At 63.1% G+C, this 22,660-nt stretch carries 23 protein-coding genes; 13 read left to right on the top strand and 10 right to left on the bottom strand.

Features of this window, described 5'->3' with window-relative positions; genetic code table 11:
• Positions 1–3 precede the first annotated feature (3 nt).
• Positions 4–915 carry a LysR family transcriptional regulator gene (locus tag ACIPOO_RS21200; RefSeq protein WP_400609599.1) on the top strand — a complete coding sequence of 304 codons (912 nt, stop codon included), beginning with the start codon at positions 4–6 and terminating at the stop codon, positions 913–915.
• Positions 916–1,011: 96 nt separating this feature from the next.
• Here the strand turns inward: ACIPOO_RS21200 and ACIPOO_RS21195 are convergent, their stop codons facing one another.
• From ACIPOO_RS21195 to ACIPOO_RS21175, 5 genes are all read right to left on the bottom strand, one after another.
• Positions 1,012–1,914: a helix-turn-helix transcriptional regulator gene (locus tag ACIPOO_RS21195; RefSeq protein ID WP_400609597.1), complete on the bottom strand. Its 903-nt coding sequence runs from the start codon at positions 1,912–1,914 to the stop codon at positions 1,012–1,014.
• 126 nt (positions 1,915–2,040) lie between these two features.
• Positions 2,041–2,730, bottom strand: coding sequence for a fumarylacetoacetate hydrolase family protein (locus ACIPOO_RS21190; RefSeq protein ID WP_400609595.1), 690 nt, complete (start codon positions 2,728–2,730; stop codon positions 2,041–2,043).
• 234 nt (positions 2,731–2,964) lie between these two features.
• Positions 2,965–3,720 carry an SDR family oxidoreductase gene (locus ACIPOO_RS21185; RefSeq protein WP_400609593.1) on the bottom strand — a complete coding sequence of 252 codons (756 nt, stop codon included), beginning with the start codon at positions 3,718–3,720 and terminating at the stop codon, positions 2,965–2,967.
• Positions 3,721–3,867: 147 nt separating this feature from the next.
• Positions 3,868–4,800 (bottom strand): 2-hydroxyacid dehydrogenase, encoded by a 933-nt coding sequence (locus ACIPOO_RS21180; RefSeq protein ID WP_400609636.1) that lies wholly within the window; start codon positions 4,798–4,800, stop codon positions 3,868–3,870.
• 58 nt (positions 4,801–4,858) lie between these two features.
• Complete coding sequence (locus ACIPOO_RS21175; protein ID WP_400609591.1) at positions 4,859–6,217, bottom strand: diguanylate cyclase domain-containing protein; 1,359 nt, start codon at positions 6,215–6,217, stop codon at positions 4,859–4,861.
• 160 nt (positions 6,218–6,377) lie between these two features.
• Between ACIPOO_RS21175 and ACIPOO_RS21170 the strand changes: the two genes are divergently transcribed.
• Entirely contained in the window at positions 6,378–7,505 is a 1,128-nt protein-coding gene (locus tag ACIPOO_RS21170; protein ID WP_400609589.1) for a glycerophosphodiester phosphodiesterase, read from the top strand.
• Positions 7,506–7,652: 147 nt separating this feature from the next.
• Here the strand turns inward: ACIPOO_RS21170 and pyrF are convergent, their stop codons facing one another.
• A complete protein-coding gene (pyrF, locus tag ACIPOO_RS21165; protein ID WP_274133528.1) occupies positions 7,653–8,351 on the bottom strand; it encodes an orotidine-5'-phosphate decarboxylase in 699 nt (232 codons plus the stop codon).
• Between the two features lie 219 nt (positions 8,352–8,570).
• Here pyrF and ACIPOO_RS21160 point away from each other — a divergent pair, with 219 nt between their 5' ends.
• Positions 8,571–8,738, top strand: a complete 168-nt coding sequence (locus tag ACIPOO_RS21160) for a DUF2897 family protein (protein ID WP_093469957.1) — start codon at positions 8,571–8,573, stop codon at positions 8,736–8,738.
• A gap of 38 nt (positions 8,739–8,776) precedes the next feature.
• On the opposite strand, the gene ACIPOO_RS21155 is transcribed toward ACIPOO_RS21160, so the two are convergent.
• A complete protein-coding gene (locus ACIPOO_RS21155) occupies positions 8,777–9,607 on the bottom strand; it encodes a substrate-binding periplasmic protein (protein WP_400609586.1) in 831 nt (276 codons plus the stop codon).
• Between the two features lie 387 nt (positions 9,608–9,994).
• On the opposite strand from ACIPOO_RS21155, the gene ACIPOO_RS21150 reads away from it, so the two are divergent.
• Both ACIPOO_RS21150 and ACIPOO_RS21145 read left to right on the top strand, forming a co-directional pair.
• Positions 9,995–10,537, top strand: coding sequence for an exonuclease domain-containing protein (locus ACIPOO_RS21150; RefSeq protein ID WP_400609584.1), 543 nt, complete (start codon positions 9,995–9,997; stop codon positions 10,535–10,537).
• Positions 10,538–10,624: 87 nt separating this feature from the next.
• On the top strand, positions 10,625–10,912 hold the full coding sequence (locus tag ACIPOO_RS21145) for a pyrimidine/purine nucleoside phosphorylase (RefSeq protein WP_274133531.1): 288 nt from the start codon (positions 10,625–10,627) through the stop codon (positions 10,910–10,912).
• An 89-nt stretch (positions 10,913–11,001) separates the two neighbouring features.
• Here ACIPOO_RS21145 and ACIPOO_RS21140 read toward each other — a convergent pair whose 3' ends face one another.
• Complete coding sequence (locus tag ACIPOO_RS21140; RefSeq protein WP_400609582.1) at positions 11,002–12,786, bottom strand: ABC transporter transmembrane domain-containing protein; 1,785 nt, start codon at positions 12,784–12,786, stop codon at positions 11,002–11,004.
• A gap of 194 nt (positions 12,787–12,980) precedes the next feature.
• Between ACIPOO_RS21140 and ACIPOO_RS21135 the strand changes: the two genes are divergently transcribed.
• Positions 12,981–13,154 carry a PA1571 family protein gene (locus ACIPOO_RS21135; protein ID WP_274133533.1) on the top strand — a complete coding sequence of 58 codons (174 nt, stop codon included), beginning with the start codon at positions 12,981–12,983 and terminating at the stop codon, positions 13,152–13,154.
• Between the two features lie 160 nt (positions 13,155–13,314).
• Positions 13,315–14,295, top strand: a complete 981-nt coding sequence (locus ACIPOO_RS21130; protein WP_400609580.1) for a zeta toxin family protein — start codon at positions 13,315–13,317, stop codon at positions 14,293–14,295.
• Here ACIPOO_RS21130 and pdxB read toward each other — a convergent pair whose 3' ends face one another.
• The gene (pdxB, locus tag ACIPOO_RS21125) at positions 14,296–15,444 is read right to left on the bottom strand and encodes a 4-phosphoerythronate dehydrogenase PdxB (RefSeq protein WP_400609578.1); all 1,149 of its coding nucleotides are present in this window, start codon (positions 15,442–15,444) and stop codon (positions 14,296–14,298) included. It lies immediately after the preceding gene.
• Positions 15,445–15,521: 77 nt separating this feature from the next.
• Positions 15,522–15,776 carry a sulfurtransferase TusA gene (gene tusA / locus ACIPOO_RS21120; protein WP_274133536.1) on the bottom strand — a complete coding sequence of 85 codons (255 nt, stop codon included), beginning with the start codon at positions 15,774–15,776 and terminating at the stop codon, positions 15,522–15,524.
• A gap of 735 nt (positions 15,777–16,511) precedes the next feature.
• Between tusA and ACIPOO_RS21115 the strand changes: the two genes are divergently transcribed.
• The 6 genes from ACIPOO_RS21115 to ACIPOO_RS21090 are packed head-to-tail and all read left to right on the top strand — an operon-like array spanning position 16,512 to position 22,590.
• Positions 16,512–19,448 (top strand): monovalent cation/H+ antiporter subunit A, encoded by a 2,937-nt coding sequence (locus ACIPOO_RS21115; protein WP_400609576.1) that lies wholly within the window; start codon positions 16,512–16,514, stop codon positions 19,446–19,448.
• Positions 19,448–19,792: a Na+/H+ antiporter subunit C gene (locus tag ACIPOO_RS21110; RefSeq protein WP_081568723.1), complete on the top strand. Its 345-nt coding sequence runs from the start codon at positions 19,448–19,450 to the stop codon at positions 19,790–19,792. Before ACIPOO_RS21115 ends, ACIPOO_RS21110 begins: the two co-directional genes overlap by 1 nt.
• Positions 19,789–21,465: a monovalent cation/H+ antiporter subunit D gene (locus tag ACIPOO_RS21105; protein ID WP_400609574.1), complete on the top strand. Its 1,677-nt coding sequence runs from the start codon at positions 19,789–19,791 to the stop codon at positions 21,463–21,465. Before ACIPOO_RS21110 ends, ACIPOO_RS21105 begins: the two co-directional genes overlap by 4 nt.
• On the top strand, positions 21,462–21,950 hold the full coding sequence (locus ACIPOO_RS21100) for a Na+/H+ antiporter subunit E (RefSeq protein WP_274133539.1): 489 nt from the start codon (positions 21,462–21,464) through the stop codon (positions 21,948–21,950). Before ACIPOO_RS21105 ends, ACIPOO_RS21100 begins: the two co-directional genes overlap by 4 nt.
• Entirely contained in the window at positions 21,947–22,225 is a 279-nt protein-coding gene (locus ACIPOO_RS21095; RefSeq protein ID WP_274133540.1) for a K+/H+ antiporter subunit F, read from the top strand. Before ACIPOO_RS21100 ends, ACIPOO_RS21095 begins: the two co-directional genes overlap by 4 nt.
• Complete coding sequence (locus ACIPOO_RS21090; protein ID WP_274133541.1) at positions 22,222–22,590, top strand: Na+/H+ antiporter subunit G; 369 nt, start codon at positions 22,222–22,224, stop codon at positions 22,588–22,590. Before ACIPOO_RS21095 ends, ACIPOO_RS21090 begins: the two co-directional genes overlap by 4 nt.
• Positions 22,591–22,660: the final 70 nt, after the last annotated feature.

The raw sequence follows: 22,660 nt of genomic DNA, 5'->3' as shown, positions 1-22,660 counted from the left end.
TCCATGCAATCAAAATGGGCGTTCAAGCAAGTGATCCATGCAGCCACGCAATATCGAATCTGCCACGCGGACCTGTCGCTGATCCTCGCGCTGGTGCGGGGCAGAACCCTGGCCCGCGCCGCCGAACAGCTCAAGGTCGATGTCTCCACGGTGTTTCGTGCGGTACGGCGCCTGGAGAAATCTTTGGGCACCGCGTTGTTCGAGAAAAGCCGCGCCGGGTATCGCCCCACCAGCGCTGCGCTGCTGCTGTCGCAACAGGCCGAAACTGCCGAGCAGGCGCTGGCATTGGCGCAGATCGCCCTGGAGCAGGACCGCGAAACGGTCAGCGGCAGCGTTCGCCTGACCTGCACCGAAGCGGTGTTGCAGAGCCTGTTGCTGCCAGCCTTGACGCGCTTCATGCCGGACTATCCGGCCCTGCGCCTAGAACTGAATACGTCCGATACCTTCGCCAATCTCAGCCGTCGCGACGCCGACATAGCGCTGCGCCTGACCGACGCACCGCCCCAGCATCTAGTAGGCACGCGCCTGGGCACGGTGTCGTACCGGGTCTATGCCAGCGCCCAGTACCTGCAACGTTGCGAGCACAGCGACCTTGCCAGGATGGTCTGGGTCGCCCCGGATGATTTCCTGCCCGATCACCCGACGGTTGTCTGGCGCCGTCAGCAATGGCCGCAGGTCAACCCCGGCTACCGCTGCAGCTCGATGCAGACCGTGGCGCAGATGGTGCGGGCGGGAATGGGCGTGGCGGCGTTGCCGGACTTCATGCTGCGGGCGGGCGAACTGCAACCGCTGGGTGAGCCTCTGCAAGGCTGCGACACGCAACTGTGGCTGCTCACCCGCCCCGATTGCCGGGCGCTGCGCTCGGTGTCGGCGTTGTTCAGCGAACTCACCAGAACCATTGAGCTAGCCCCGTAGCAGCACGGCTTGCCGGCGGGGGCGGTCTTATGATCGCCGACGCCGGCAAGCCGGACTGCTACGAAAGCGGGGGGCAGCGTTAGAGCGGGGTTGTGCTCAAGACCGGCGTTCGCGCCGAAACTGCCCCGGCGGCATGCCGTGGGCCTTGCGAAAACGCCGTGAGAAATAGGCCTCGTCGGTGAAACCGCAGACCTGGGCGATATGGCTCAGGGGTTTGTCGCTGTTCATCAATTGCGTGCGCGCCAGGCGCATGCGCCGCTCCAGCACCAGTTCGGAAAAGGTGTTGCCGGTCTCTTTGCGCAGCAGGTGGGTCAGGTAGTTAGGAGACAGAAATGCCGCTGCCGCTGCATCGGTCAGGGTCATGGCCGGGTCGGCGATGTGTTCGCGAATGTAGACCATGACTCGCCCCATCGCGTCGCGCCGCCCTCTTCGCTCGGCCTTGTCCTGGGAAAGCGCCAGCAACTGCGGCTCGAACAGGTTGCAGACCTTGCCGATCAACTGCAGCAGATAGCCCCGCAGAATCGCCGCGCACCCCAACTGACGGGTGCGGTCCGCTTCGCGCATCAGGTCCAGCAGCGCGGTCACCTCGGCGAAATCGCTGTCCCCCAGAATGAAGTCCAGATGCTCCTGGAACCGGAACGGCGCAAGCTCCGGGCAGTCGGTCAGGGAGACGTCCTCAAGGTCCATCGGATCGCACTGCACATGTTGCAGCAGGAACTCCTGGGCGAAATTGATCAGCACGAAATTGCCGTCTTCAGGATGGGGAATCACGTGCAGCCGGTGCGGCAGGATGAACGCCAGGGTGTTGCGGGGAAACGCCCGGATCGCACCGCCGATGTGCTGCACGGTGTCGCCACCGAGGTTGATCTGGATCTGGAAATATTCGTGACGATGGGGCGAGGTCAAGGCCGGGCGGGCCGATTTGTCACGGATGTAGAAATCCATGCGGTCGCTGCGCTGCTGCATGCCATAGGTCTGGATGCGGGGGGTGTTCGCCATCGCTTGAGGCCTGAAAAAAACACAAGCTTCAAGCTTTAAGCCGCGAGCTGCAAGTTAAAAGCCGCCTGGCACTGGCTTGAGACTTGTAGCTTGCGGCTTGCGGCTTGCGGCTTGCGGCTTGCGGCTTTAGTCGATGGTCAGGCTCAGCTCAGCGATGCCTTCAATGCCGGCGGTGACCACATCACCGCGCTGCAACGCGCCTACACCCGCTGGCGTGCCGGTGTAGATCAGGTCGCCGGCTTTCACGCCCACCGATTGCGACAGGTAGGCAATCACATCCTTGACCGCCCAGATCTGATCGGCCAGGTCACCGCGCTGGCGAGCTTCGCCGTTGACGTCGAGCCAGATCGAGCCTGTTTCAGGGTGGCCGACCTTGCTCACCGGCAGCAACGCAGTGGCCGGTGCCGAGGCATCGAACGCCTTGGCCCATTCCCATGGACGGCCCATTTTCTTGGCCTGGGCCTGCAAGTCGCGACGGGTCAGGTCCAGGCCAACGCCGTAGCCCCAGACATGGCTCAATGCGTCTTCAGGCTGAATGTTGACGCCATCCTTGCCGATCGCCACCACCAGTTCGATCTCGTGGTGCAGGTCGGCGGTCAGCGGCGGATAGGGAATGCTGCCTTGCGCGGGGACCACGGCGTCGGCGGGTTTGGCAAAGAAGAACGGCGGTTCGCGATCCGGATCATGGCCCATTTCACGGGCGTGCTCGGAATAGTTGCGGCCCACGCAGAATACCCGGCGGATCGGGAAGCGGCTGGAAGTGCCCGCCACCGCCAGCGATGGCGTGGCGACCGGTGCGATGACGAATTCGCTCATGGTCATGTCCTCGAATGAAAGGTGTTCGACATGGACACAGTGTGCAGACTCGCCAACGCGCCGGGTTGGACAGATCCCGTCAGGTTTTGGACGAAACAAAGGTCTGTCAATCTACGCTGGCCTGCGTAGCAGCACGGCTTGCCGGCGGGAGCGGTGTGTCAGTGAATATATCCGCTCCTGACACACCGCGACCGCCGGCAAGCCGTGCTGCTACGGGATGTGGATGCGTGCTGCTTAGCCACGGCCCACGAACGGCATGCTGCTGGCCATGACCGTCATGTTCAGCACGTTCGCCGACAACGGCAGCGACGCCATGTAGCTCACCGCATCGGCCACATGCTGCACATTCATGGTCGGCTCGACCATCAGGCTGCCATCGGCCTGGGGCACGCCCTTGGTCATGCGGTCGGTCATGTCGGTCAGCGCGTTGCCGATGTCGATCTGGCCGCAGGCGATGTTGTACTGGCGGCCGTCCAGCGAAGTGCTTTTGGTCAGGCCCAGCACCGCGTGTTTGCTGGAGGTGTAGGGCGAGCTGAACAGGCGTGGCGTGTGGGAGGAGATCGACCCGTTGTTGATGATCCGTCCGCCTTGAGGCACCTGCCGGCGCATCAGGCCGAATGCCCCGCGCACGCACAGGAACATGCCGGTGACGTTGGTATCGATCACGTTCTGCCACTGCTCCACCGACAGTTCATCCATCGGCACCGCAGGCGCGCCAATCCCGGCGTTGTTGAACGACACATCCAGGCGGCCATAGGTACTCTCGATCTTGTCGAACAGCGCCTGTACGCTGGCGGCATCACGCACGTCGGTGGACACCGCCAGCGCCTGGCGGCCCGCGGCCTTCGCCTGCTCGGCCAACTCCACCAGCGGCTCCAGACGACGACCCGCCAGCACCACGGCATAGCCGTCATCCAGCAATTTCAGCGCCACCGCACGGCCAATGCCGCTCCCGGCACCGCTGACCAGCGCGACTTTCAATGCAGACATGAGAACCTCCTGTTGTTATTGGAATGTTGAAAAACAATCTTCACCCGTAGCAGTCCGGCTTGCCGGCGTCGGCGATCTCGAATGCGCCTCGCCGGCAAGCGGAGCGCCGCCCGGCCGGGCTGCTACGGGACGATGGCCGCCCGGCCTTCAGGCATACACCGGCGTCAACACCGGTTTGCCCGCATAGAACGCCAGCAGATTGTCAGCCACCCGTTGCACCGTGGCGCGAGAGGCCTCCGGCGACAGCCCGCCGACGTGGGGGGTGAGCACGACATTGCTCAGCGCCTTCAAGACATCGGGTACCTGGGGTTCGTCGTCGAACACATCCAGCGCCGCCCCGGCCAGGCGACCGTGCTGCAAGGCATCGACCAGCGCCCCAGTGTCCACCACGCTGGCACGGGCGATGTTCACCAGGAACCCCTCCTCGCCCAATGCGTCGATGGCTGCCTTGTCGATCAGGTGCGCAGTGCCACTGCCCCCCGGCGTGGCCACGATCAGGACATCCGATTCGGCGGCCAGCGCCTGCGGCGTCGCGCAATAGTTGAAATCCACGTCCGTACGCGGCGAACGGTTGTGATAGGCGATCTGCATGTCGAAGCCCGTCGCCCGTTTGGCAATCGCCAGACCGACCGCACCCAGGCCGAGAATCCCGACGGTCTTGCCGGTGAAGGAAGGTCGCGTCACCTTGCGCCACTCACCGCGACGCACCGATGCATCGGCCAGGGGAATGTCGCGCACCAGTGACAACAGCAAGGCCATCGCATGATCAGCCACGGTCGGCGCATTGACACCGGCGCCGTTGGTCACGGTAATCCCCCGGGCCTGCGCGGCGGGCAAGTCGACCTGCTCGTACCCCGCGCCCAGCACGCAGATGATCCCGAGCCCAGGCAGAGCCGCCATCTCCGCCGCCGTCAGCCCCAGCGGACCACGGGTCAACACCGCGTCGATCTCTCCGCCCCGGGTCGCCACCGCTTCAGCCCGGGTCGCCGGCGTCGGCGCCAGGATCAGGCGAAAACCTGCCTCCTCCAGAATCGGCAAATACTCGTTCACACTTTCCACCAGCACCAGAACCGTCTTCACCATCATCACGTCCCGAAATTTGCAGAGGGACAGACAGTAGCGCGAGTTAGAGCGGTTTTCACCCCTGAAATCGATTCCCGCCATTCTTCTTCGCGCTGTACATCGCCTCATCGGCGTGGCGGAACAGTTGCGCAAGGTCGGTTGCGTTCTCGGGGTAGTTGGCGATGCCGATGCTGGGCAGGATCTGCCAGTCGTGGCCCTTGAGGACCATTGGCACGTTGAGGGTCTTGCAGATCTTGTCGGCGACCTTGCCGGAATCTTCGAGGCTGTTGACGCGATCGAGCAGGATGACGAACTCGTCTCCGCCGATGCGGGCGACGGTGTCTGTCTCGCGCACGCATTGTTTGAGGCGGTGCGCGACTTCCTGCAACAGCAGGTCGCCTGCGGCGTGGCCGAGGGTGTCGTTGACCAGCTTGAATTTGTCCAGGTCCAGATACAACAGCGCCATGCGGCCCTTGCTGTTCTTTGCCCGTTCAAGGGACTGCTGCAAGCGCTCGTGAAGAAGCATGCGATTGGGCAACTGCGTCAGTTGATCGTACTGCGCCATGCTTTTGAGACGTTCGTAGAGTTGCTTGCGCTCGATGGCCGCAGCGACCTGGGTGGAGACGAACTGCAGCGACTCCTTGTCACGCTCGTCATACGGCGGGCAATCGGTGTGACTCTTGACCAGCAGCGCGCCGATGATGCCGTGCTGGGTTTCCAGCGGCGCACCCAGCCAGGAAAACCCGTCTTCTGCCATGCGCTGCCTGAGGTAATCGGGCACGCCATCGTCGCTCTGTCGGGGCTCGGAACCTGAAGCCAGCAACAGGGTTTTCCCGCTGCTGGCCACTTCCGTTGCCAATGCGTCAGCCATAGGCCGTTGCAACGAAGGGTCCTGTTCGTCGACGTGGTAAGGAAAGTTCAGCAGGCCGCTGTATTTATCCTTCAAGGCGACGAAGAAATTGCGCGCCGGCAGCAGATCGCCGATGACGCCATGAATGTCCTTGAACAGTGCCGACAGGTCGCAGGCGACGTGGGCCGCCTCCGAGATGCGAAACAGCGCGGTGCGCATCGATTCGGCGCGCTTGCGCTCGGTGATGTCCCGGGCCACGGCGATGCGCAGCTTGTGATCCTGCGACCAGCGCGCCGACCACATGATATGGACGATGCGCCCGTCCTTGCGCACGTAGCGGTTCTCGAAACCGAGGTTGGGTTGCCCGGCCATGATCTCGCCTGCCGCCGCAAGGGTGCGCTCCTGGTCATCGGGATGCACCAGCTCGATCATCCTGCGCCCGATCAGCTCCTGTGGCAGATAACCGAAGATCCGCTCCGCCGCCGCGCTGACAAAGACGTACCGCCCTTCTGCGTCGACCACGCAGATGGCGTCCAGCAACATGTCGACAAATCCCGTAAGCGCCGCGTAAGTGTTTGTTTCCATGCGAAAAGCACTACCTGCATTAGCCAACGTTCACGCTTTCGAGAGAGGTAGGTCATAAAAAATGACCTAACCTGCGGTCATAGTGCCCAAACCCGATGCGTTCGGCCATCTGCCGATTGAGCACTTGAACGAATCATGCACAAAAAAGGAACGAGAGCTTATGTTCAAAGGAATCAGTAGAACGTTGAGCACCGCCGCACTGGCCGGTGCGCTGTTGTCTTCGGGACTGGCCGGTGCCGCCGACGCGCCGGGCAAGGCGCTGGCGGCGAAAATCGGCGTGCCGTGGCCTGCGGTCATCGCCCATCGCGGCGCCTCGTTCGATGCCCCTGAAGAAACCGTGCCCTCCTACACCCTGGCTCGCGAACTGGGCGCGGACTATCTGGAGATGGACATCCAGCGCACCAAAGACGGTGTCCTGATCGCGCTGCACGACGACACCCTGGAGAGGACCACCAACATCGCCCAGGTCTACCCCGACCGGGTGAAGGATCCGCTGAGCAGCTTCACCCTTGAAGAAATCAAGCGCCTGGATGCCGGCTCATGGTTCAACAAGGCCCATCCGGATCGCGCCCGCGCCAGCTACGCGGGGTTGAAGATCCTGACGCTGGACGAGGTGATCGATATCGCCGAGGGCGGTAAGAACAAGCCCGGGTTGTACATCGAAACCAAGGTGCCGGCGCAGTTTCCCGGTATCGAGGAAGACTTGAAGAACAAACTCGCGCAACGTGGCTGGCTGAGCCAGCGTCCGGCGGCCGAGAAAGGTCATGTGAACGTCGCACACATGCCAGGTCGCGTGGTGTTGCAGACCTTTGAAAAGCCAAGCCTGGAACTGTTGCACAAAGCCATGCCGGACACGCCAAAGGTGCTGCTGCTGTGGCTGGGCGACGGCTATATCCCGGCAGCGTCGGACAAGGGCTTCAAGGACTCGGGGGCCAAGGACAAGGCGGCGTTCTACGCGACGCAACAGGTCAAGTCCAAGGAGGATTTCGCGGCGTGGATGGATTGGGCCAAGGCCCATGGCGCGGTGGGCACAGGCCCTGCGGCAGCCCTGAAGAATGGCGGTGACCAGAGCTACATGGACCTGGTGCAGCCATGGATGAACAAGATGGCCCACGAGCGCGGCATGATTATCCACCCCTACACCGTGGACGATGCCGTGGACTTCAAGGCCATCAGCGAGCGCGGTGTCGACGGTTTCTTCACCAACCGCGCTTCGGAGTTGCTGAAGTTCTACGGACGGCCTTCGAAGGAGAGCAAGGAGTCGATCCTCAAGCGGATCGGCTACTGAGCCCTGACCTCTCAACCCCGTAGCAGCACGGCTTGCCGGCGGGCCAGTAGGAGCGCGCTTGCCCGCGACAGCAGAGTGTCAGCCACCCTTGCAACGTCAGCTAAAACCCGTCGCGGGCAAGCGCGCTCCTACAAGGGGATCGCAGCCTTACGCCAGTTGCGCAACCACTTCGGCCAGCGCCTTGGCAGGATCGGCCGCCTGGCTGATCGGGCGGCCGATGACCAGGTAGTCGGAGCCGGCGTCCAGTGCCTGGCGCGGGGTCAGGATGCGGCGCTGGTCGTCCTGGGCGCTGCCCGCCGGGCGGATACCTGGGGTCACCAGTTGCAGCGATGGGTGCGCAGCCTTGAGCGCCTGGGCCTCCAGGGCCGAGCACACCAGGCCGTCCATACCGGCCTTCTGCGCCAGTGCCGCCAGGCGCAGCACCTGCTCCTGCGGCTCGATGTCCAGGCCGATGCCGGCCAGATCCTCACGTTCCATGCTGGTCAGCACGGTCACGCCGATCAGCAATGGCTTGGCGCCGGTGCGCTGGTCCAGCACGTCGCGGCAGGCCGCCATCATGCGCAGGCCGCCGGAGCAGTGCACGTTGACCATCCACACGCCCATCTCGGCCGCAGCCTTGACCGCCATGGCAGTGGTGTTGGGGATGTCATGGAATTTGAGGTCCAGGAACACCTCGAAACCCTTGTCATTCAAGGTTTCGACGATGCCTGACGCGCTGCTGGTGAACAGCTCCTTGCCCACTTTGACCCGGCACAGTTTCGGATCGAGCTGGTCTGCCAGCTTCAACGCCGCTTCGCGGGTCGGGAAATCCAGGGCAACGATGATGGGGGTCTGGCAGGCGGACATGAGCGGGTTCTCTGGCAAGTCGAAATCGGCGCGCATTGTAGCTGAACATGTCCCGGCGCGGGACCCGGTGATCGGCAACTCCATGGTAAAACCCCGCAATGCCTGAAACGGGGCCTGCCGAAGCATCATCACGATACTCGCCCGACCGGGCATCTCATACAATGGAACCTGTGGGCAGCGCCATTGCTCAAAGCTTTATCACAATAAGGAGTGAGCATCATGCCCTGGTACGCGTGGTTGATACTGGTCGTTGCAATAGGCTCGATCGTCGGTGGTTTGCTGATGCTCAAGGATTCAGCAAAAAAACTTCCCCTGACCGAAGAACAACTCAAGCGAGTTCATGAGCGCAATGCCGAAATGGATGCCAAGGAAGCTCGCGACCGCTGATGACTGCGGGCGGAGCCAAAGGCGCCGCCCGCTCCCCTTCAATCCCGACCTTCATCCATGTCCAGCGCCACGGCGTGGTGGCTGGCCTGTGGCGTGACGGCGATGCGAAACGGCTGGAAAATCCTGAACATCTGCCCGTTTTCCCGCAACTGACGCAGCAGATCACTGAACCGCTCCCCCGTGATCGGCGCCCCCGGCCGCAACAGCGCGAAATGGCGATACACCTGATCCACCTTGTCCGACGCCATGAACTGGTTGGCATCCTGCGGGTTGTTGGCCAGGAAGGTGCTCAGGTACGAGCGCGTGACCAGGGCGATGTCTGCCCGATCCCGTAGCACCATCGCAAGATTGCTGTCGTGGGAATAGGTCAGCGTGGCGTTGTAGTGCTCGGCGAGAAATTTGGGGTCGGCGTTGAAGTCGGCGAAGGCGTAGTGATACCCGCTGAACAGCGCCAGCCGCTTGCCGCGCAAGTCGTCGAAATAGCTCTGGGTGCGACCCGCGCCACGGTGGGCGACGAAGATTTCCGCGTCTTCCAGGCCCATGTCGACGTCTTCGTGGGGAATGTCTTTCCAGCCCCAGCCCGGGTTCTCGAAGATCGCCATATCGAAGCGCGCCTGTTGAAAATCCCGGAAACGACGAGGAATGGAGGTGGGTACCATCTCGAAACGGTATTCGCTCTGCATGGCGTTCAGGGCGCTGACCATCTGCGGCAGCAAACCGGTGTCTTCACCGCGCTCGGGGCGAATCGTGTACGGCGGAAAATGCGCCGCGCCAATGCGCACGACCTGCGCCGCGCTCGCCTGCCAAGCGCACAGGGTGGTCGTGACCAGCAGCAGCGTTTTCAGAGCCATCCGCATTGGCATAGACATCAAGACAGAACACTCCCGACGAATCGAAGTACGTAAGCTATGCGTTTGAAAACAATTAGACAACGGTCAAACAACGCGAAGTCCGATTTATTCTTGATATGAATGCCCCGCAACCACGGGCCGCGCCCGGAGCGCATCGCTTGAGCATCGCCGCGGGAATACGCAAGCCATTCCCGGCTCCGCCATCCCGGAAAAAAACGCTTACAAAATCGCCGGACGCGCCGCAATTTATGCCCTGCAAGCCAGGCAGGCAAGCAGCTTGTGGAACATTCCCGACGGTCGTGCGGTAAAAATCCGCAGCACCGCGCAAACCATCGGCCTTCCTGTGAGTCTGATTGAGCAGCTACGCTCCATGGCGGTGCCACGGATTTGAGACTGGAGTTGCACATGCCCCACTGGCTGGTGATAGACCTGGAGGCCACCACCGAAGAGGGCGGATGGCCGGTGGCAGAGATGGAAATCATTGAGATCGGCGCCTGCGTGGTCAATTCGGACGGGCGGGAGGTCGATCATTTCGAGCGTTTCGTGCGTCCGGTCAGGCGGCCATTGCTGACCCCGTTCTGCCGCGAGCTGACCCATATCCAGCAGGCGCAGATCGACACCGCCCAGCCTTTGCCAGCCATCTGGCCGCAATTCGAGCGCTGGCTGGGCAATCATCGCAGCCGCCTGCAGGGCTGGGTCAGCTGGGGCGACTACGATCGTCAGCAGTTCGAACTGCAATGGCAGCAGCATCAGTTGGTCAGCGAGTTGAGCGGCCTCTCGCACATCAACCTCAAGCAGCGCTTCGCCAAGGCGCGGCATCTGCAGAAACCCTGCGGCCTGAACACTGCCCTGCAACTGGCGGGCATGCATTTCAGCGGCCAGCAACACCGGGCACTGACCGATGCGCGCAACACCGCAAGGCTGTTGCCGCTGGTGATTCCGGCCTGATGTGACGCATTTATCAAAGCGGATGACGTCCTTTTATACGTTGGGCATACTGTCCGGCCTTTTTCAGCCCTTTCCAAGGAATCCGCCATGTTCAAGGTCAACGAATATTTCGACGGCACCGTTAAGTCCATCGCCTTCCAGCAAGCCGATGGCGCAGCCACTATCGGTGTCATGGCGCCAGGGAAGTACAACTTCGGCACCGCCGACCGCGAGATCATGCACGTGGTGTCCGGCTCGCTGAAAGTCCTGCTGCCAGGCAGCAACGATTGGGAAACCTTTAACGCGGGCGACCAGTTCCGTGTGCCGGCCAACAGCAAGTTCGACCTGGAAGTGAGCGTCGAAACCGCTTATCTGTGTGAATACCGCAAGGACTGACACCCTCTTCCTGTCGCCGCCCGGCCGGGTGGCGCTCCGCTTGCTGGCGGTGGCGACTGCAAGTACGCCAACGCCGGCAAGCCGTGCTGCTACACAAGCTCATTCGCAGGGCCCATCGCATTGAATTGCAACGCCGCCAGTCGCGCATACAGCGCATTGCTGGCAATCAGTTGCTGATGCGTACCCACCGCCACCAGCCGCCCCTGATCCATCACCGCAATCCGGTCAGCGTTCTGCACCGTGGCCAGACGGTGGGCGATCACCAGGGTCGTGCGGTCCTTCATCAAGGTAGGCAAGGCCTGCTGAATCAGATGCTCGCTCTGGGCATCCAGGGCACTCGTGGCCTCGTCGAGCAGCAGAACCGGCGCATCGGCCAGTAGCGCCCGGGCAATGGCCAGGCGCTGGCGCTGCCCGCCTGATAGCCCCATCCCGCCATCGCCCAGGTGAGTCTGATACACCTGGGGCAACAGCTCGATGAACTCGTGGGCATGGGCGATCCGCGCCGCAGCCTGAATCTGCTCAAGGCTGGCATCCGGGCGGCCATAGCGAATGTTGTCCTCGACGCTGCCGAAGAACAGCGCCGGCGTCTGGGATACCCAGGCGAAACAGCGGCGCAGGTCCAGCGGATCGAGACGCTCGACCGGCAAGCCCTCGATGCGCACCTGCCCCTGTTGCGGATCGTAGAAACGCAGCAGCAGATCGAACAGCGTCGACTTGCCCGCCCCCGACGGCCCGACCAGCGCCAGGGTTTCGCCGGGCTCGATGGTCAGCGTCAGGTCCTCTACGGCATTGCGCTCGGGCCGCGACGGGTAAGCGAAGCTGACGTTCGCAAGCTCCAGCCGCCCACTGACCCGTTGCGGCAGCACCAGGACATCCTCGGCAGGCGGGGTGATTTCACTGCGCGCCTGCAGCAGTTCGGTGATGCGTTCTGCCGCGCCTGCCGCCCGTTGCAGCTCCCCGATCACTTCGCTGAGGGTGCCGAACGCGCTGCCGACGATCAGGCTGTAGAACACGAAGGCTGCCAGTTCACCGCCGGAAATGCGCCCGGCAATGACATCCATGCCACCTACCCAGAGCATCACCGCCACCGCGCCAAGCACCAGCACGATGACCAGGGTGATCAGCCACGAACGCTGCAGGATCCGCTTGCGCGCCGTGTCGAACGCGTCTTCGGCGGTCTGCCCGAAGCGCTGCCGGTCCTGGGCCTGATGGTTGTAGGCCTGCACCGTCTTGATCTGGCCCAGGGCCTCGGAGACATAGCTGCCGACATCCGCGACCCGGTCCTGGCTCTCCCGCGACAGGCTGCGCACCCGCCGCCCGAAGATCAGGATCGGCGCCACCACCAGCGGCAACGCGATCACCACGATACTGGTCAGCTTGGGGTTGGTGAAAAACAGCAGAATCACCCCGCCGATCACCATCAGCGCGTTGCGCAGAAACATCGACAGCGACGAGCCGATCACCGATTGCAACAGCGTGGTGTCGGCGGTCAGGCGTGACTGGATCTCCGAGCTGCGGTTGTTTTCGTAGAAGCCGGGATGCAGGCTGACCAGGTGATCGAACACCTGCTTGCGCAGATCGGCCACCACCCGTTCGCCGATCCACGACACCAGGTAAAAACGGGTGAAGGTGCCCACCGCCAGCGCCAGGATCAGCAACATGAACAGGCCGATGGTTTCGTTGAGGAGGGTCGGCGAGCGGGTCATGAATCCCTGATCGACCATCAGCCGGATGCCCTGCCCCATGGACAACGTGATGGCCGCCGTGACAATCAACGCCACCAGCGCACCGATGGCCTGCCTGCGATAAGGCGCGAGCATGCGCATGGCCAGACGAATGGCGTGACGCTGACGCCCTGATAACACTGCTGCCATGAAATACACCTGGATAGACGGCTCAAGTGGCAGAGCCTACACCGCTCGTCACCTGCACGCTCGTCGAGATGCGCTGAACTCGGGGCGGCACAGCCAGTCAGGTAAAAGGTGCCCGCGCAGCACCCGCGGATGTCACGGGGTGGTCATCAAGCGTGGATACCGTAAAACGCACAACCTGATGAGGAGAGAGGCCCATGAGCTTGCAGCAGAGCAGTCACGAACCCGTCGTACGCCCTCAACCGGAGTTTCAACTGGGGGGCGCGATTCTTGACAAGGACGGAAAGGAAGTCCTGATTACTGAAGAGATGGTTCAGGCCGCATGTCAGGAATGCGAAAAGTACTGGGTCAAACCTGAAAAACAAGACTGATGAACAGACTTACTTGAAACCCGGCGCCATTGCCGGGTTTTTTATGGGCGTTTTAAACATCCTGCAATAAACAAGGGCTGCTAACTGCTTGCCCTACCCACCTCCTTGCGATTACGTCCCCGGCTTATCAGTCAATCGACTCAATCCAAGGAAGATCGTTATGCCCGCTACACATTACAGCTACACGCCCAAAGAACTGGACGCCGCCTACGAAACACTGGAAGCGAGCCTGTTCAACGTCAGGAAAGACATTGGCGACGATGGACTGCCCGCGCCGAAGATCCTGGTGGTCGCCGGGGTTCAGGGCTCCGGCAAGACCTACATGCTCAATAACACGCTGCTCAAGGATGGCGGTTACGCCAATTACGTGCGTCTGTACAAGGAGAGCTTTCGGGAACTTCACCCGCGCTATGCCGAATTCGCCGATCAGGACGTTCTCAGCCGCTACAAGCACACCGAAACGTTTATCTGGGAGTTGTGTGCGCGCATTTTCGCCTACGCCCATGAAAACAAGTACAACATCATCATGGAAACAGCGCTGGACACCAAGGCGTTCGCGACCGTCATCAACGGCAAGGAACTGGCCGATTACCAGTTCGACGTGCACCTGATCGGCTGCAAGAAGGACTTCGTCCACCTGTCGACCATCAAGCGCGCGCTCGACGCCCTTGAGCAAGGCACGCTGGAGCGCTTTGTCGATGTCGCGACCATCGAGGCCAGCCTGGAGAACGCCGAGGCAATCCTCAATGCCTTCGAGGCAGCCTGCATGCGTGTCAGTGGATCGACCATCAGCATGTACGAACGCGGGTTCGGCGAGCTGAAAAACCGCCGGCTGCTGTGCCGCAGCCGCTGCGATCACATCAACAGCCTCACGCCGCTGGAGTTTCTCGACGAAACGGGCCAGCCGATCACTCTGGAACGGCAGATCCGACGCATCGAACGAAGCGAGCTGCTGCCCGTGCCTTGCAGCTTCGCCAATTTCATCGAGATGACCCATGCACCGGTCGTAGGCGACAATGACCGCCGCGAGGCCTGGGAGAGCGCCTACCGCGCCTTGGGCCGCATGCGTGGATTCTGGCAGCAGATTCCGCCGCGCCTGCCCGAGACGCTGTGGGGCTATATCAAGAAGTACACCCGGTAATCACTCGTCGACCAGCACCGCGCCAAGGGCCTGAACGATCTGCATCAGTGCAGCCGATTGCCCCTTGATATCCACGTGCAGGCCCTCGATTTCCCGGCGCGGCGGATAGTGTTTGCGCAGGGCATCGAAGGCCAGCTTCTGCTGGGTGGCATCGGGGACCAGGCTGCGGCGAAAGTCGGCGTCGTCACGGCGTGGATCGTAGACACCGCGGCAGAGCATGTTCAGCGCCCAGACCGGATCGGTCTCGGCGTCCAGGGTCACCTGGGCCAGCCATTGCCGGGGCAACAGGTCCTCCAGGCGAATGGCCGCAGGCTGGCCCAGGTGCTCGCACAGCGCCTGGTAGATCTGCGCCGTGCCGCGCTGGCGGCCGTCGAGGCTGTAGCCGGCGATGTGCGGGGTGCCGATGACGCAGAGTTCGGCGAGGTCCGGATCCACCAGGGGTTCTTTTTCCCAGACATCCAGCACCGCTTGCAGGTCTTCACGCTCGAGCAGCACCTGGCGCAGGGCCAGGTTGTCGATGATCGGCCCGCGTGCGGCGTTGATCAGCCATGTGCCTTGCTTGAGGCCTTGCAGGCGGCTGCGGTCGAACAGGTGCCAGGTCGGCGATTCGCCGGTCTTGTTCAAAGGGGTGTGCAGGCTGATGACGTCGCAGCGAGCGATGATTTCGTCGAGGCTGACGTAGTCACCCCCTTCGGCGGCCTGACGGGGCGGATCGCAGACCAGCACGTTCCAGCCCAGGCCGCGCAGCACCTTGATCAGCCGACCACCCACCTGCCCGTCACCCACGACGCCGTAGGTGCGCTTGGCCAGATCGGCGCCTTCGATTTCAGACAGGGTCAGCAGGCTGCCCAGCACATAATCCACCACGCCTCGGGCATTGCAGCCTGGCGCGCTGGACCACTGGATGCCCGCTTGCTTGAGATATTCCAGGTCGAGGTGATCGGTGCCGATGGTGCAGGTGCCGACGAAACGCACCGGGGTGCCTTCGAGCAGTTCGCGCGTCACCTGGGTCACCGAGCGCACCAGCAGGATGTCGGCGTCGGCCACGGCAGCGCGGTCGAGGGTGCGGCCGGGGTAGCGGCGGATTTCACCGAAACCCTGGAAGAAGGCGTCGAGCAGTGGAATGTTTTCGTCAGCAACTATGCGCATGGTGGGCTCCCTGGAGTCGCGGCAGTGTAGGCGCTGACGGGTGAGGGAGCCAGCCCGAAGACACAAGCCGGGCCGGGTCAGGCCTGTTTCTTGCGAATCCAGTACAGAAAGACGCCGTCGCCAATCTGTTTGTCGACCAGTTCGTGGTCGAGAAACACGCAGAACTTGGGGATGTCGCGCTGGGTGGACGGGTCGGTGGCGATGACTTTGAGCAGGCCGCCGGCCGGCAGGTCGCGGACTTTCTGGTGCAGCATCATCACCGGCTCAGGGCAATTGAGGCCGGTGGCGTCGAGGACGGCGTCGACGGCAAGGCTTTCGAGGGAATCAGACATGGGGCACTCCGGAAACTGGTGGGCATTGTCGCTTAAATGGTGGTAGGCGGGTAGATCTGATCATCTGTTAACGGCGCTTGTGACGCTCCGCGTCGCGGGTGACTTTTGAATTGGGGGCTTATCCGTTGTCGCGGTGGCTGGGCTTTAGGGTTTCGCCCCTTACGGGCGACCTACTTTCTTTCGGGAAAGTAGGCAAACCATTTGCTCCTGGCTGGGGTCCTTCGGACTTCCCTCGACTCCGGCGCCGTTCCGGGGGCACGCCATGATGGGCCATCCATGGCCCGCACGGCTTTCGCGGCTTCCTGCCGCTCATCCCCCTACACGACGCCTGCGCTCGGCCTGGCGCCTTTACGTCGCGTTCGGCGGTGTCTGAACCACCGCGTAAGAAGATCAAAATCAAGATCTAAAACACACCACCGACCCGTAGCAGCACGGCTTGCCGGCGGGAGCGCCCTTGAGATCGCCCCCGGCGGCAAGCCGGACTGCTACGGGTCAATGTTCACACCTGTAGGAGCGCGCTTGCCCGCGACGGCGTCCTTGAGATCGCCGACGCCAACAAGCCATGCCCCTCGCCACATACACAAGCCATGCCGAAATCACTCTGAAATCGTATTTGGAAACGTATCAACTACGCTGCTGCCTACAGACTTTGTAGGATTCTGCGACATCTTGGCGGTTGGTGATCCACGACCCGGCACGTATGATCCTTGACATTCATTCGCAGATTAGAAGCCTATGTCCCTGATAGTTCTACTTCTTCTGCCTTTCATCGGCAGTTGTCTGGCGGCCCTTTTGCCGCACAACGCGCGCAACACCGAATCTTTTCTTGCAGGCGTGATCGCTCTGATCGGCGCGGTGCAGGTTGCTCTCTGGTACCCCCAGATCGCCCATGGCGGGGTCATTCGCGAAGAATATTTCTGGGTCCCGAGCTTGGGACTCAACTTCGTGTTGCGCCTGGACGGCTTTGCCTGGCTGTTCTCGATGCTGGTCCTGGGGATCGGCACACTGGTGTCGCTGTACGCCCGTTACTACATGTCACCGAACGATCCGGTGCCGCGGTTTTTCTCGTTCTTTCTGGCGTTCATGGGGGCGATGCTGGGCCTGGTGATGTCCGGGAACCTGATCCAGATCGTGTTCTTCTGGGAGCTGACCAGCGTTTTCTCCTTCCTGCTGATCGGTTACTGGCACCATCGCGCAGACGCCCGGCGCGGCGCCTACATGGCGTTGATGGTCACCGGCGCGGGCGGGCTGGCCTTGCTGGTGGGCGTCATGCTGCTGGGGCATGTGGTCGGCAGCTACGATCTGGACCGGGTGCTGGCCGCAGGTGACGCGATCCGCGCCCATGCCCTGTACCCGGTTTTGTTGACGCTGATCCTGATCGGCGCCCTGAGCAAAAGCGCGCAGTTCCCCTTCCATTTCTGGCTGCCCCACGCCATGGCCGCACCGACGCCGGTGTCGGCCTATCTGCACTCGGCGACCATGGTCAAGGCCGGGGTGTTTCTGCTGGCGCGCCTGTGGCCGGCCTTGTCGGGCAGCGAACAGTGGTTCTGGATCGTCAGCGGCGCGGGGGCCTGCACCCTGGTGATCGGCGCCTATTCGGCGATTTTCCAGACGGATCTGAAGGGCCTGCTGGCCTATTCCACCATCAGCCACCTGGGCCTGATCACCCTGCTGCTGGGCCTGAACAGCCCGCTGGCCGCCGTCGCTGCGGTGTTCCACATTCTCAACCACGCCACCTTCAAAGCCTCGCTGTTCATGGCGGCGGGCATCATCGACCATGAAAGCGGCACCCGCGACATCCGCAAGCTCAGCGGCCTGGTCAAGCTGATGCCGTACACGGCCACCCTGGCCATGGTCGCCAGCGCCGCCATGGCCGGCGTGCCCCTGCTCAACGGTTTTCTGTCTAAAGAGATGTTCTTCGCCGAAACCGTGTTCATCACCTCAACGGCCTGGGTCGAGATGGCGCTGCCGGTGATCGCCACGGTGGCCGGGACGTTCAGCGTTGCCTATTCGCTGCGCTTCACGGTGGATGTGTTCTTCGGCCCCAAAGCCACCGACCTGCCCCACACGCCCCACGAGCCGCCACGCTGGATGCGGGTACCGGTCGAACTGCTGGTGCTGGCCTGCCTGATCGTCGGGATTTTCCCGGCACAATCGGTCGGTCCGTTGCTGGCCGCTGCCGCACAGCCTGTAGTAGGCGGGACCTTGCCCGAGTACAGCCTGGCCATCTGGCACGGTTTGAATGCGCCAATGATCATGAGCCTGGTCGCCATGGGCGCGGGCATCCTCCTGTACCTGCTGCTGCGCGGCTCTTTCAAGCATGACCGCTTCGTCGGGCCGCCGTTGATCTGGCGCCTCAACGGCAAGCGCCTGTTCGAACGGGTGCTGGTGACCAAGCTGATCGTCGCGCGCAAGCTTGAAGGCCTGCTGACCACGCGCCGCTTGCAGGCGCAGTTGTTCCTGATGGTGTTTGTCTCGCTGGTGGTGGGTTTCGTGCCGATGTACGAGAGCGGCCTGACTTGGGGCGACCGGCCGAAGATCGCCGGCTCCGGGGTCTTCGTCATGCTCTGGCTGATCGCGATTGCCTGCGCCGTCGGTGCCGCGTGGCAGGCCAAGTATCACCGTCTTGCGGCCGTCACCATGGTCGGCGTCTGCGGCCTGATGACCTGCGTGACCTTTGTCTGGTTCTCCGCGCCGGACCTGGCCCTGACCCAACTGGCGGTAGAAGTGGTGACCACCGTGCTGATCCTGCTGGGCCTGCGCTGGCTGCCACGGCGTAACGAAAACGTCGCCCCGCCGTCCCGGTCGCGCAACCGCGCCAAGGCCCGTCGGGTACGGGACTTTATCCTGTCCGTGGCGGTCGGTGGCGGCATGGCGCTGCTGTCCTATGCGATGCTGACCCGCCCGACGCCCAACACCATCTCCGAGTTCTACCTGGGCCGTGCCCTGAGCCAGGGCGGCGGAACCAACGCGGTCAACGTCATGCTGGTGGACTTCCGCGGCTTCGACACCTTCGGCGAAATCACCGTGCTGGCGGTGGTCGCCCTGACCGTGTTCGCCCTGCTGCGCCGTTTCCGCCCACCCAAAGAAAGCATCGCCCTACCCGCCCAGCAACGCTTGCTGGCGCGTGATGTGGTGACCGATCTGGTCAACCCGCGCCACGCCACCGACACCGCGCTGGGCTTCATGATGGTGCCAGCGGTGCTGGTGCGTCTGCTGCTGCCGGTGGCCTTCGTGGTCTCGATGTACCTGTTCATGCGCGGCCACAACCAGCCCGGCGGCGGTTTCGTCGCCGGGCTGGTGATGTCGGTGGCGTTCATTCTGCAGTACATGGTCGCCGGCACCCAGTGGGTCGAGGCGCACATGAGCCTGCGCCCCCTGCGCTGGATGGGCGCCGGCCTGTTCTTCGCCCTGGCGACGGGGCTGGGGTCGATGGCGCTGGGCTATCCGTTCATGACCACCCACACCGCGCACCTGCATCTGCCACTGCTCGGTGACGTGCACCTGGCCAGCGCGCTGTTTTTCGACATCGGCGTGTACGCCGTGGTGGTGGGTTCGACGCTGCTGATCCTGACCGCCCTGGCTCACCAGTCGGTGCGCAGCCATCGTCCGACGTCGCTGCCGCAGCCGATCCAGCCGGCCTCGGCCACCCCTACCCAAGGAGCCTTGTGATGGAAGAAGTCATCGCCATTGCCATCGGCGTGCTCGCAGCCTCCGGCGTGTGGCTGATCCTGCGCCCACGGACCTTCCAGGTGGTCATGGGCCTGTGCCTGCTGTCCTACGGCGTCAACCTGTTCATCTTCAGCATGGGCAGCCTGTTCATCGGCAAGGAGCCGATCATCAAGGACGGCGTGCCGCAGGACCTGCTCAACTACACAGACCCCTTGCCCCAGGCGCTGGTGCTGACTGCAATTGTCATCAGTTTCGCCATGACCGCGCTGTTCCTGGTGGTGCTGCTGGCCTCCCGTGGCCTGACTGGCAACGACCATGTGGACGGCCGGGAGAGCAGTGAATGAGTCTGATGAACCAACTGATCGTCGCGCCGATCCTGCTGCCGGTGCTGACCGCCGCGCTGATGCTGTGGCTGGGTGAACGCCATCGCCCGTTGAAGGCGCGGATCAACCTGCTGTCCACGGCGCTGGGCCTGGGGATCGCCATCACCCTGATGATGTGGGTGCAGAAGACCGGCACCACCGGCTCCATCGGCGTCTACCTGCCCGGCAACTGGTCATCGCCGTTCGGCATCGTGCTGGTGGTCGATCACCTGTCGGCGATGATGCTGGTGTTGACCGGTATCGTCGCCTTCTGCGCCCTGCTGTTCGCCCTGGCGCGCTGGGACCGGGCCGGTGCGAGCTTCCACGCCCTGTTCCAGATTCAACTGATGGGCTTGTACGGCGCCTTCCTCACGGCCGATCTGTTCAACCTGTTCGTGTTCTTCGAGGTGCTGCTGGCGGCGTCCTATGGCCTGATGCTGCATGGCTCGGGGCGGGCGCGGGTCTCGGCGGGCCTGCATTACATCACCATCAATCTGCTGGCTTCTTCGCTGTTCCTGATTGGCGCTGCGCTGATCTACGGCGTCACCGGCACCCTGAATCTGGCGGATCTGGCGGTCAAGATCCCACAGGTATCCGAAGCCGACATCGGCCTGTTGCATGCAGGCGCGGCGATCCTGGCGGTGGCGTTCCTGGCCAAGGCGGGCATGTGGCCGCTGAACTTCTGGCTGGTGCCGGCCTACTCGGCCGCCAGCGCGCCGGTGGCCGCGATCTTCGCCCTGATGACCAAGGTCGGTGCCTACACCCTGCTGCGCCTGTGGACGCTGCTGTTCTCGGGCCAGGCCGGTGACTCGGCATTCTTCGGCGGTGACTGGATGATCTGGGGCGGCATGGCGACGCTGGCGGTGGCGGCCATTTCCATCGTCGCCGCCCAGCGTCTGGAGCGCATGGCCAGCCTGTGCATTCTGGTGTCGGCGGGGATTCTGCTGTCGTCCATCGGCTTCGGCCAGCCGAGTCTGACCTCCGGCGCGCTGTTCTACCTGGTCAGCTCCACGCTGGCCTTGAGCGCATTGTTCCTGCTGGCCGAACTGGTGGAGCGCTCGCGCTCGGCCAATGAAATCCCGCTGGAAGACGACGCCGATCAGTTGCCCAAGCCGCTGGAAGCCTTGCACCCGGTGCCGGGCACCAACCTGGACGATGAACAGAAAGCGGTGGTCGGCCAGGTGATTCCCTGGACCATGGCGTTCCTGGGCCTGAGTTTCATCATCTGCGCCTTGCTGATCATCGGCATGCCGCCGCTGTCGGGCTTTCTCGGCAAGCTCACGCTGATCAGCGCCCTGCTCAACCCGCTGGGCCTGGACGTGGCCAAGGACGAAGCCATCCGCGCCGACAGCTGGACGCTGGTGGCGCTGCTGATCGTTTCGGGGCTGGCTTCGCTGTTCGCTTTCGTGCGGGTCGGTATCAAGCGCTTCTGGACACCACAGGAGCGCCCGTCCCCGCTGCTGCGCCGTTATGAGTGCATTCCCATCGTCCTGCTGCTGGGGCTGTGCATCGCCCTCACCTTCAAGGCTCAGGCGCTGCTGCGCTACACCCAGGACACGGCACAGGCGCTGCACGATCCGCAGCAATACATCCTGTCGGTGATGGCCGCCAAACCCGTTCCCAGCCCGACTGACCTGGCAGAGGTGCAGCCATGAAGCGCCTGTTCCCTGCGCCGTTGTTGTCGCTGTCGCTGTGGGCATTGTGGCTGCTGCTGAACCTGTCCCTGAGCGCCGGAAACCTGCTGTTCGGCGCGCTGCTGGGGTTGCTTGCACCAATCATGTTCGCGCCGCTGCGCCCGTTGCCTGCACGCATCCGCAGGCCGGGCGTGGCGTTCAGGCTGTTCTTTGCGGTGGGCCGCGATGTGCTGGTATCCAACGTTCAAGTGGCGCTGCAAGTCTGGCGCGCTCGCCGGCATCCGCCGCGCTCGGCGTTCGTCAAGGTGCCGCTGGATTTGCATGACGCCCATGGCCTGGCGGCGCTGTCGATGATCTGCACCGTGGTGCCGGGCACCGTGTGGTCGGAGCTGGCCCTGGATCGCAGCGTGCTGCTGATGCACGTGTTCGACCTGGACGACGAGGTGCGCTTCATCGAGCATTTCAAGCGCACCTATGAACGCCCGCTGATGGAGATTTTCCAATGAGCCCGCTGCTCACCAACGCGATCCTGCTCACCCTGGGGCTGTTCACCGTCGCCATGGTCATGACCCTGATCCGCCTGTTCAAAGGCCCGTCGGCCCAGGACCGGGTTCTGGCGCTGGACTACCTGTACCTGCTGGCGATGCTGATGATGCTGGTGCTGGGTATTCGCTACGCCAGCGACACCTATTTCGAGGCGGCGCTGCTGATCGCGCTGTTCGGCTTTGTCGGATCCTTCGCCCTGGCCAAGTTCCTGCTGCGTGGCGAGGTGATCGAATGAATGCGTTACAGGAGTTGCCGGTGTGGGTTGAGACCCTGACCGCGGTTTTGCTGGTCTTGAGCGGCTTGTTCGCCCTGACCGGCGCGATGGGGCTGCTGCGCATGAAGGACTTCTTCCAGCGCATGCACCCACCGGCCCTGGCCTCGACCCTCGGTGCGTGGTGCGTCGCCCTGGCCTCGATCATCTACTTTTCCGCGCTCAAGCAGGGGCCGGTGCTGCACGCCTGGCTGATCCCGATCCTGCTGGCGATCACCGTGCCCGTGACGACGCTGTTGCTGGCTCGCACCGGGTTGTTCCGCAAGCGCATGGCAGGCGATGACGACGTGCCGCCAGAGGTCAGCGAGGGGCGGCACGAGGGCAAGTGAGGCCAGGCGTACCCCCGCGCCATTTTGCCGCACCCCGCTCGTCGCCCCAATTCTGATACCTTTGCCGCCC

The organism is Pseudomonas sp. NPDC090201, from assembly GCF_044746825.1.
GTDB classification, from domain to species: domain Bacteria; phylum Pseudomonadota; class Gammaproteobacteria; order Pseudomonadales; family Pseudomonadaceae; genus Aquipseudomonas; species Aquipseudomonas putida_AD.
This window is presented reverse-complemented; position numbering and strand designations above follow the sequence as displayed.

Bases quoted from the DNA above. Each gene is read 5' to 3' on its own strand.
- ACIPOO_RS21105 (WP_400609574.1), top strand. From the start codon at position 19,789: ATGAGTCTGATGAACCAACTGATCGTCGCGCCGATCCTGCTGCCGGTG.
- ACIPOO_RS21090 (WP_274133541.1), top strand. From the start codon at position 22,222: ATGAATGCGTTACAGGAGTTGCCGGTGTGGGTTGAGACCCTGACCGCG.
- pdxB (WP_400609578.1), bottom strand. From the start codon at position 15,444: ATGCGCATAGTTGCTGACGAAAACATTCCACTGCTCGACGCCTTCTTC.
- ACIPOO_RS21130 (WP_400609580.1), top strand. From the start codon at position 13,315: ATGCCCGCTACACATTACAGCTACACGCCCAAAGAACTGGACGCCGCC.
- ACIPOO_RS21195 (WP_400609597.1), bottom strand. From the start codon at position 1,914: ATGGCGAACACCCCCCGCATCCAGACCTATGGCATGCAGCAGCGCAGC.
- tusA (WP_274133536.1), bottom strand. From the start codon at position 15,776: ATGTCTGATTCCCTCGAAAGCCTTGCCGTCGACGCCGTCCTCGACGCC.
- ACIPOO_RS21135 (WP_274133533.1), top strand. From the start codon at position 12,981: ATGAGCTTGCAGCAGAGCAGTCACGAACCCGTCGTACGCCCTCAACCG.
- ACIPOO_RS21160 (WP_093469957.1), top strand. From the start codon at position 8,571: ATGCCCTGGTACGCGTGGTTGATACTGGTCGTTGCAATAGGCTCGATC.
- ACIPOO_RS21200 (WP_400609599.1), top strand. From the start codon at position 4: ATGCAATCAAAATGGGCGTTCAAGCAAGTGATCCATGCAGCCACGCAA.
- ACIPOO_RS21155 (WP_400609586.1), bottom strand. From the start codon at position 9,607: ATGTCTATGCCAATGCGGATGGCTCTGAAAACGCTGCTGCTGGTCACG.
- ACIPOO_RS21175 (WP_400609591.1), bottom strand. From the start codon at position 6,217: ATGGAAACAAACACTTACGCGGCGCTTACGGGATTTGTCGACATGTTG.
- pyrF (WP_274133528.1), bottom strand. From the start codon at position 8,351: ATGTCCGCCTGCCAGACCCCCATCATCGTTGCCCTGGATTTCCCGACC.
- ACIPOO_RS21145 (WP_274133531.1), top strand. From the start codon at position 10,625: ATGTTCAAGGTCAACGAATATTTCGACGGCACCGTTAAGTCCATCGCC.
- ACIPOO_RS21190 (WP_400609595.1), bottom strand. From the start codon at position 2,730: ATGAGCGAATTCGTCATCGCACCGGTCGCCACGCCATCGCTGGCGGTG.
- ACIPOO_RS21100 (WP_274133539.1), top strand. From the start codon at position 21,462: ATGAAGCGCCTGTTCCCTGCGCCGTTGTTGTCGCTGTCGCTGTGGGCA.
- ACIPOO_RS21185 (WP_400609593.1), bottom strand. From the start codon at position 3,720: ATGTCTGCATTGAAAGTCGCGCTGGTCAGCGGTGCCGGGAGCGGCATT.
- ACIPOO_RS21115 (WP_400609576.1), top strand. From the start codon at position 16,512: ATGTCCCTGATAGTTCTACTTCTTCTGCCTTTCATCGGCAGTTGTCTG.
- ACIPOO_RS21110 (WP_081568723.1), top strand. From the start codon at position 19,448: ATGGAAGAAGTCATCGCCATTGCCATCGGCGTGCTCGCAGCCTCCGGC.
- ACIPOO_RS21170 (WP_400609589.1), top strand. From the start codon at position 6,378: ATGTTCAAAGGAATCAGTAGAACGTTGAGCACCGCCGCACTGGCCGGT.
- ACIPOO_RS21150 (WP_400609584.1), top strand. From the start codon at position 9,995: ATGCCCCACTGGCTGGTGATAGACCTGGAGGCCACCACCGAAGAGGGC.
- ACIPOO_RS21140 (WP_400609582.1), bottom strand. From the start codon at position 12,786: ATGGCAGCAGTGTTATCAGGGCGTCAGCGTCACGCCATTCGTCTGGCC.
- ACIPOO_RS21095 (WP_274133540.1), top strand. From the start codon at position 21,947: ATGAGCCCGCTGCTCACCAACGCGATCCTGCTCACCCTGGGGCTGTTC.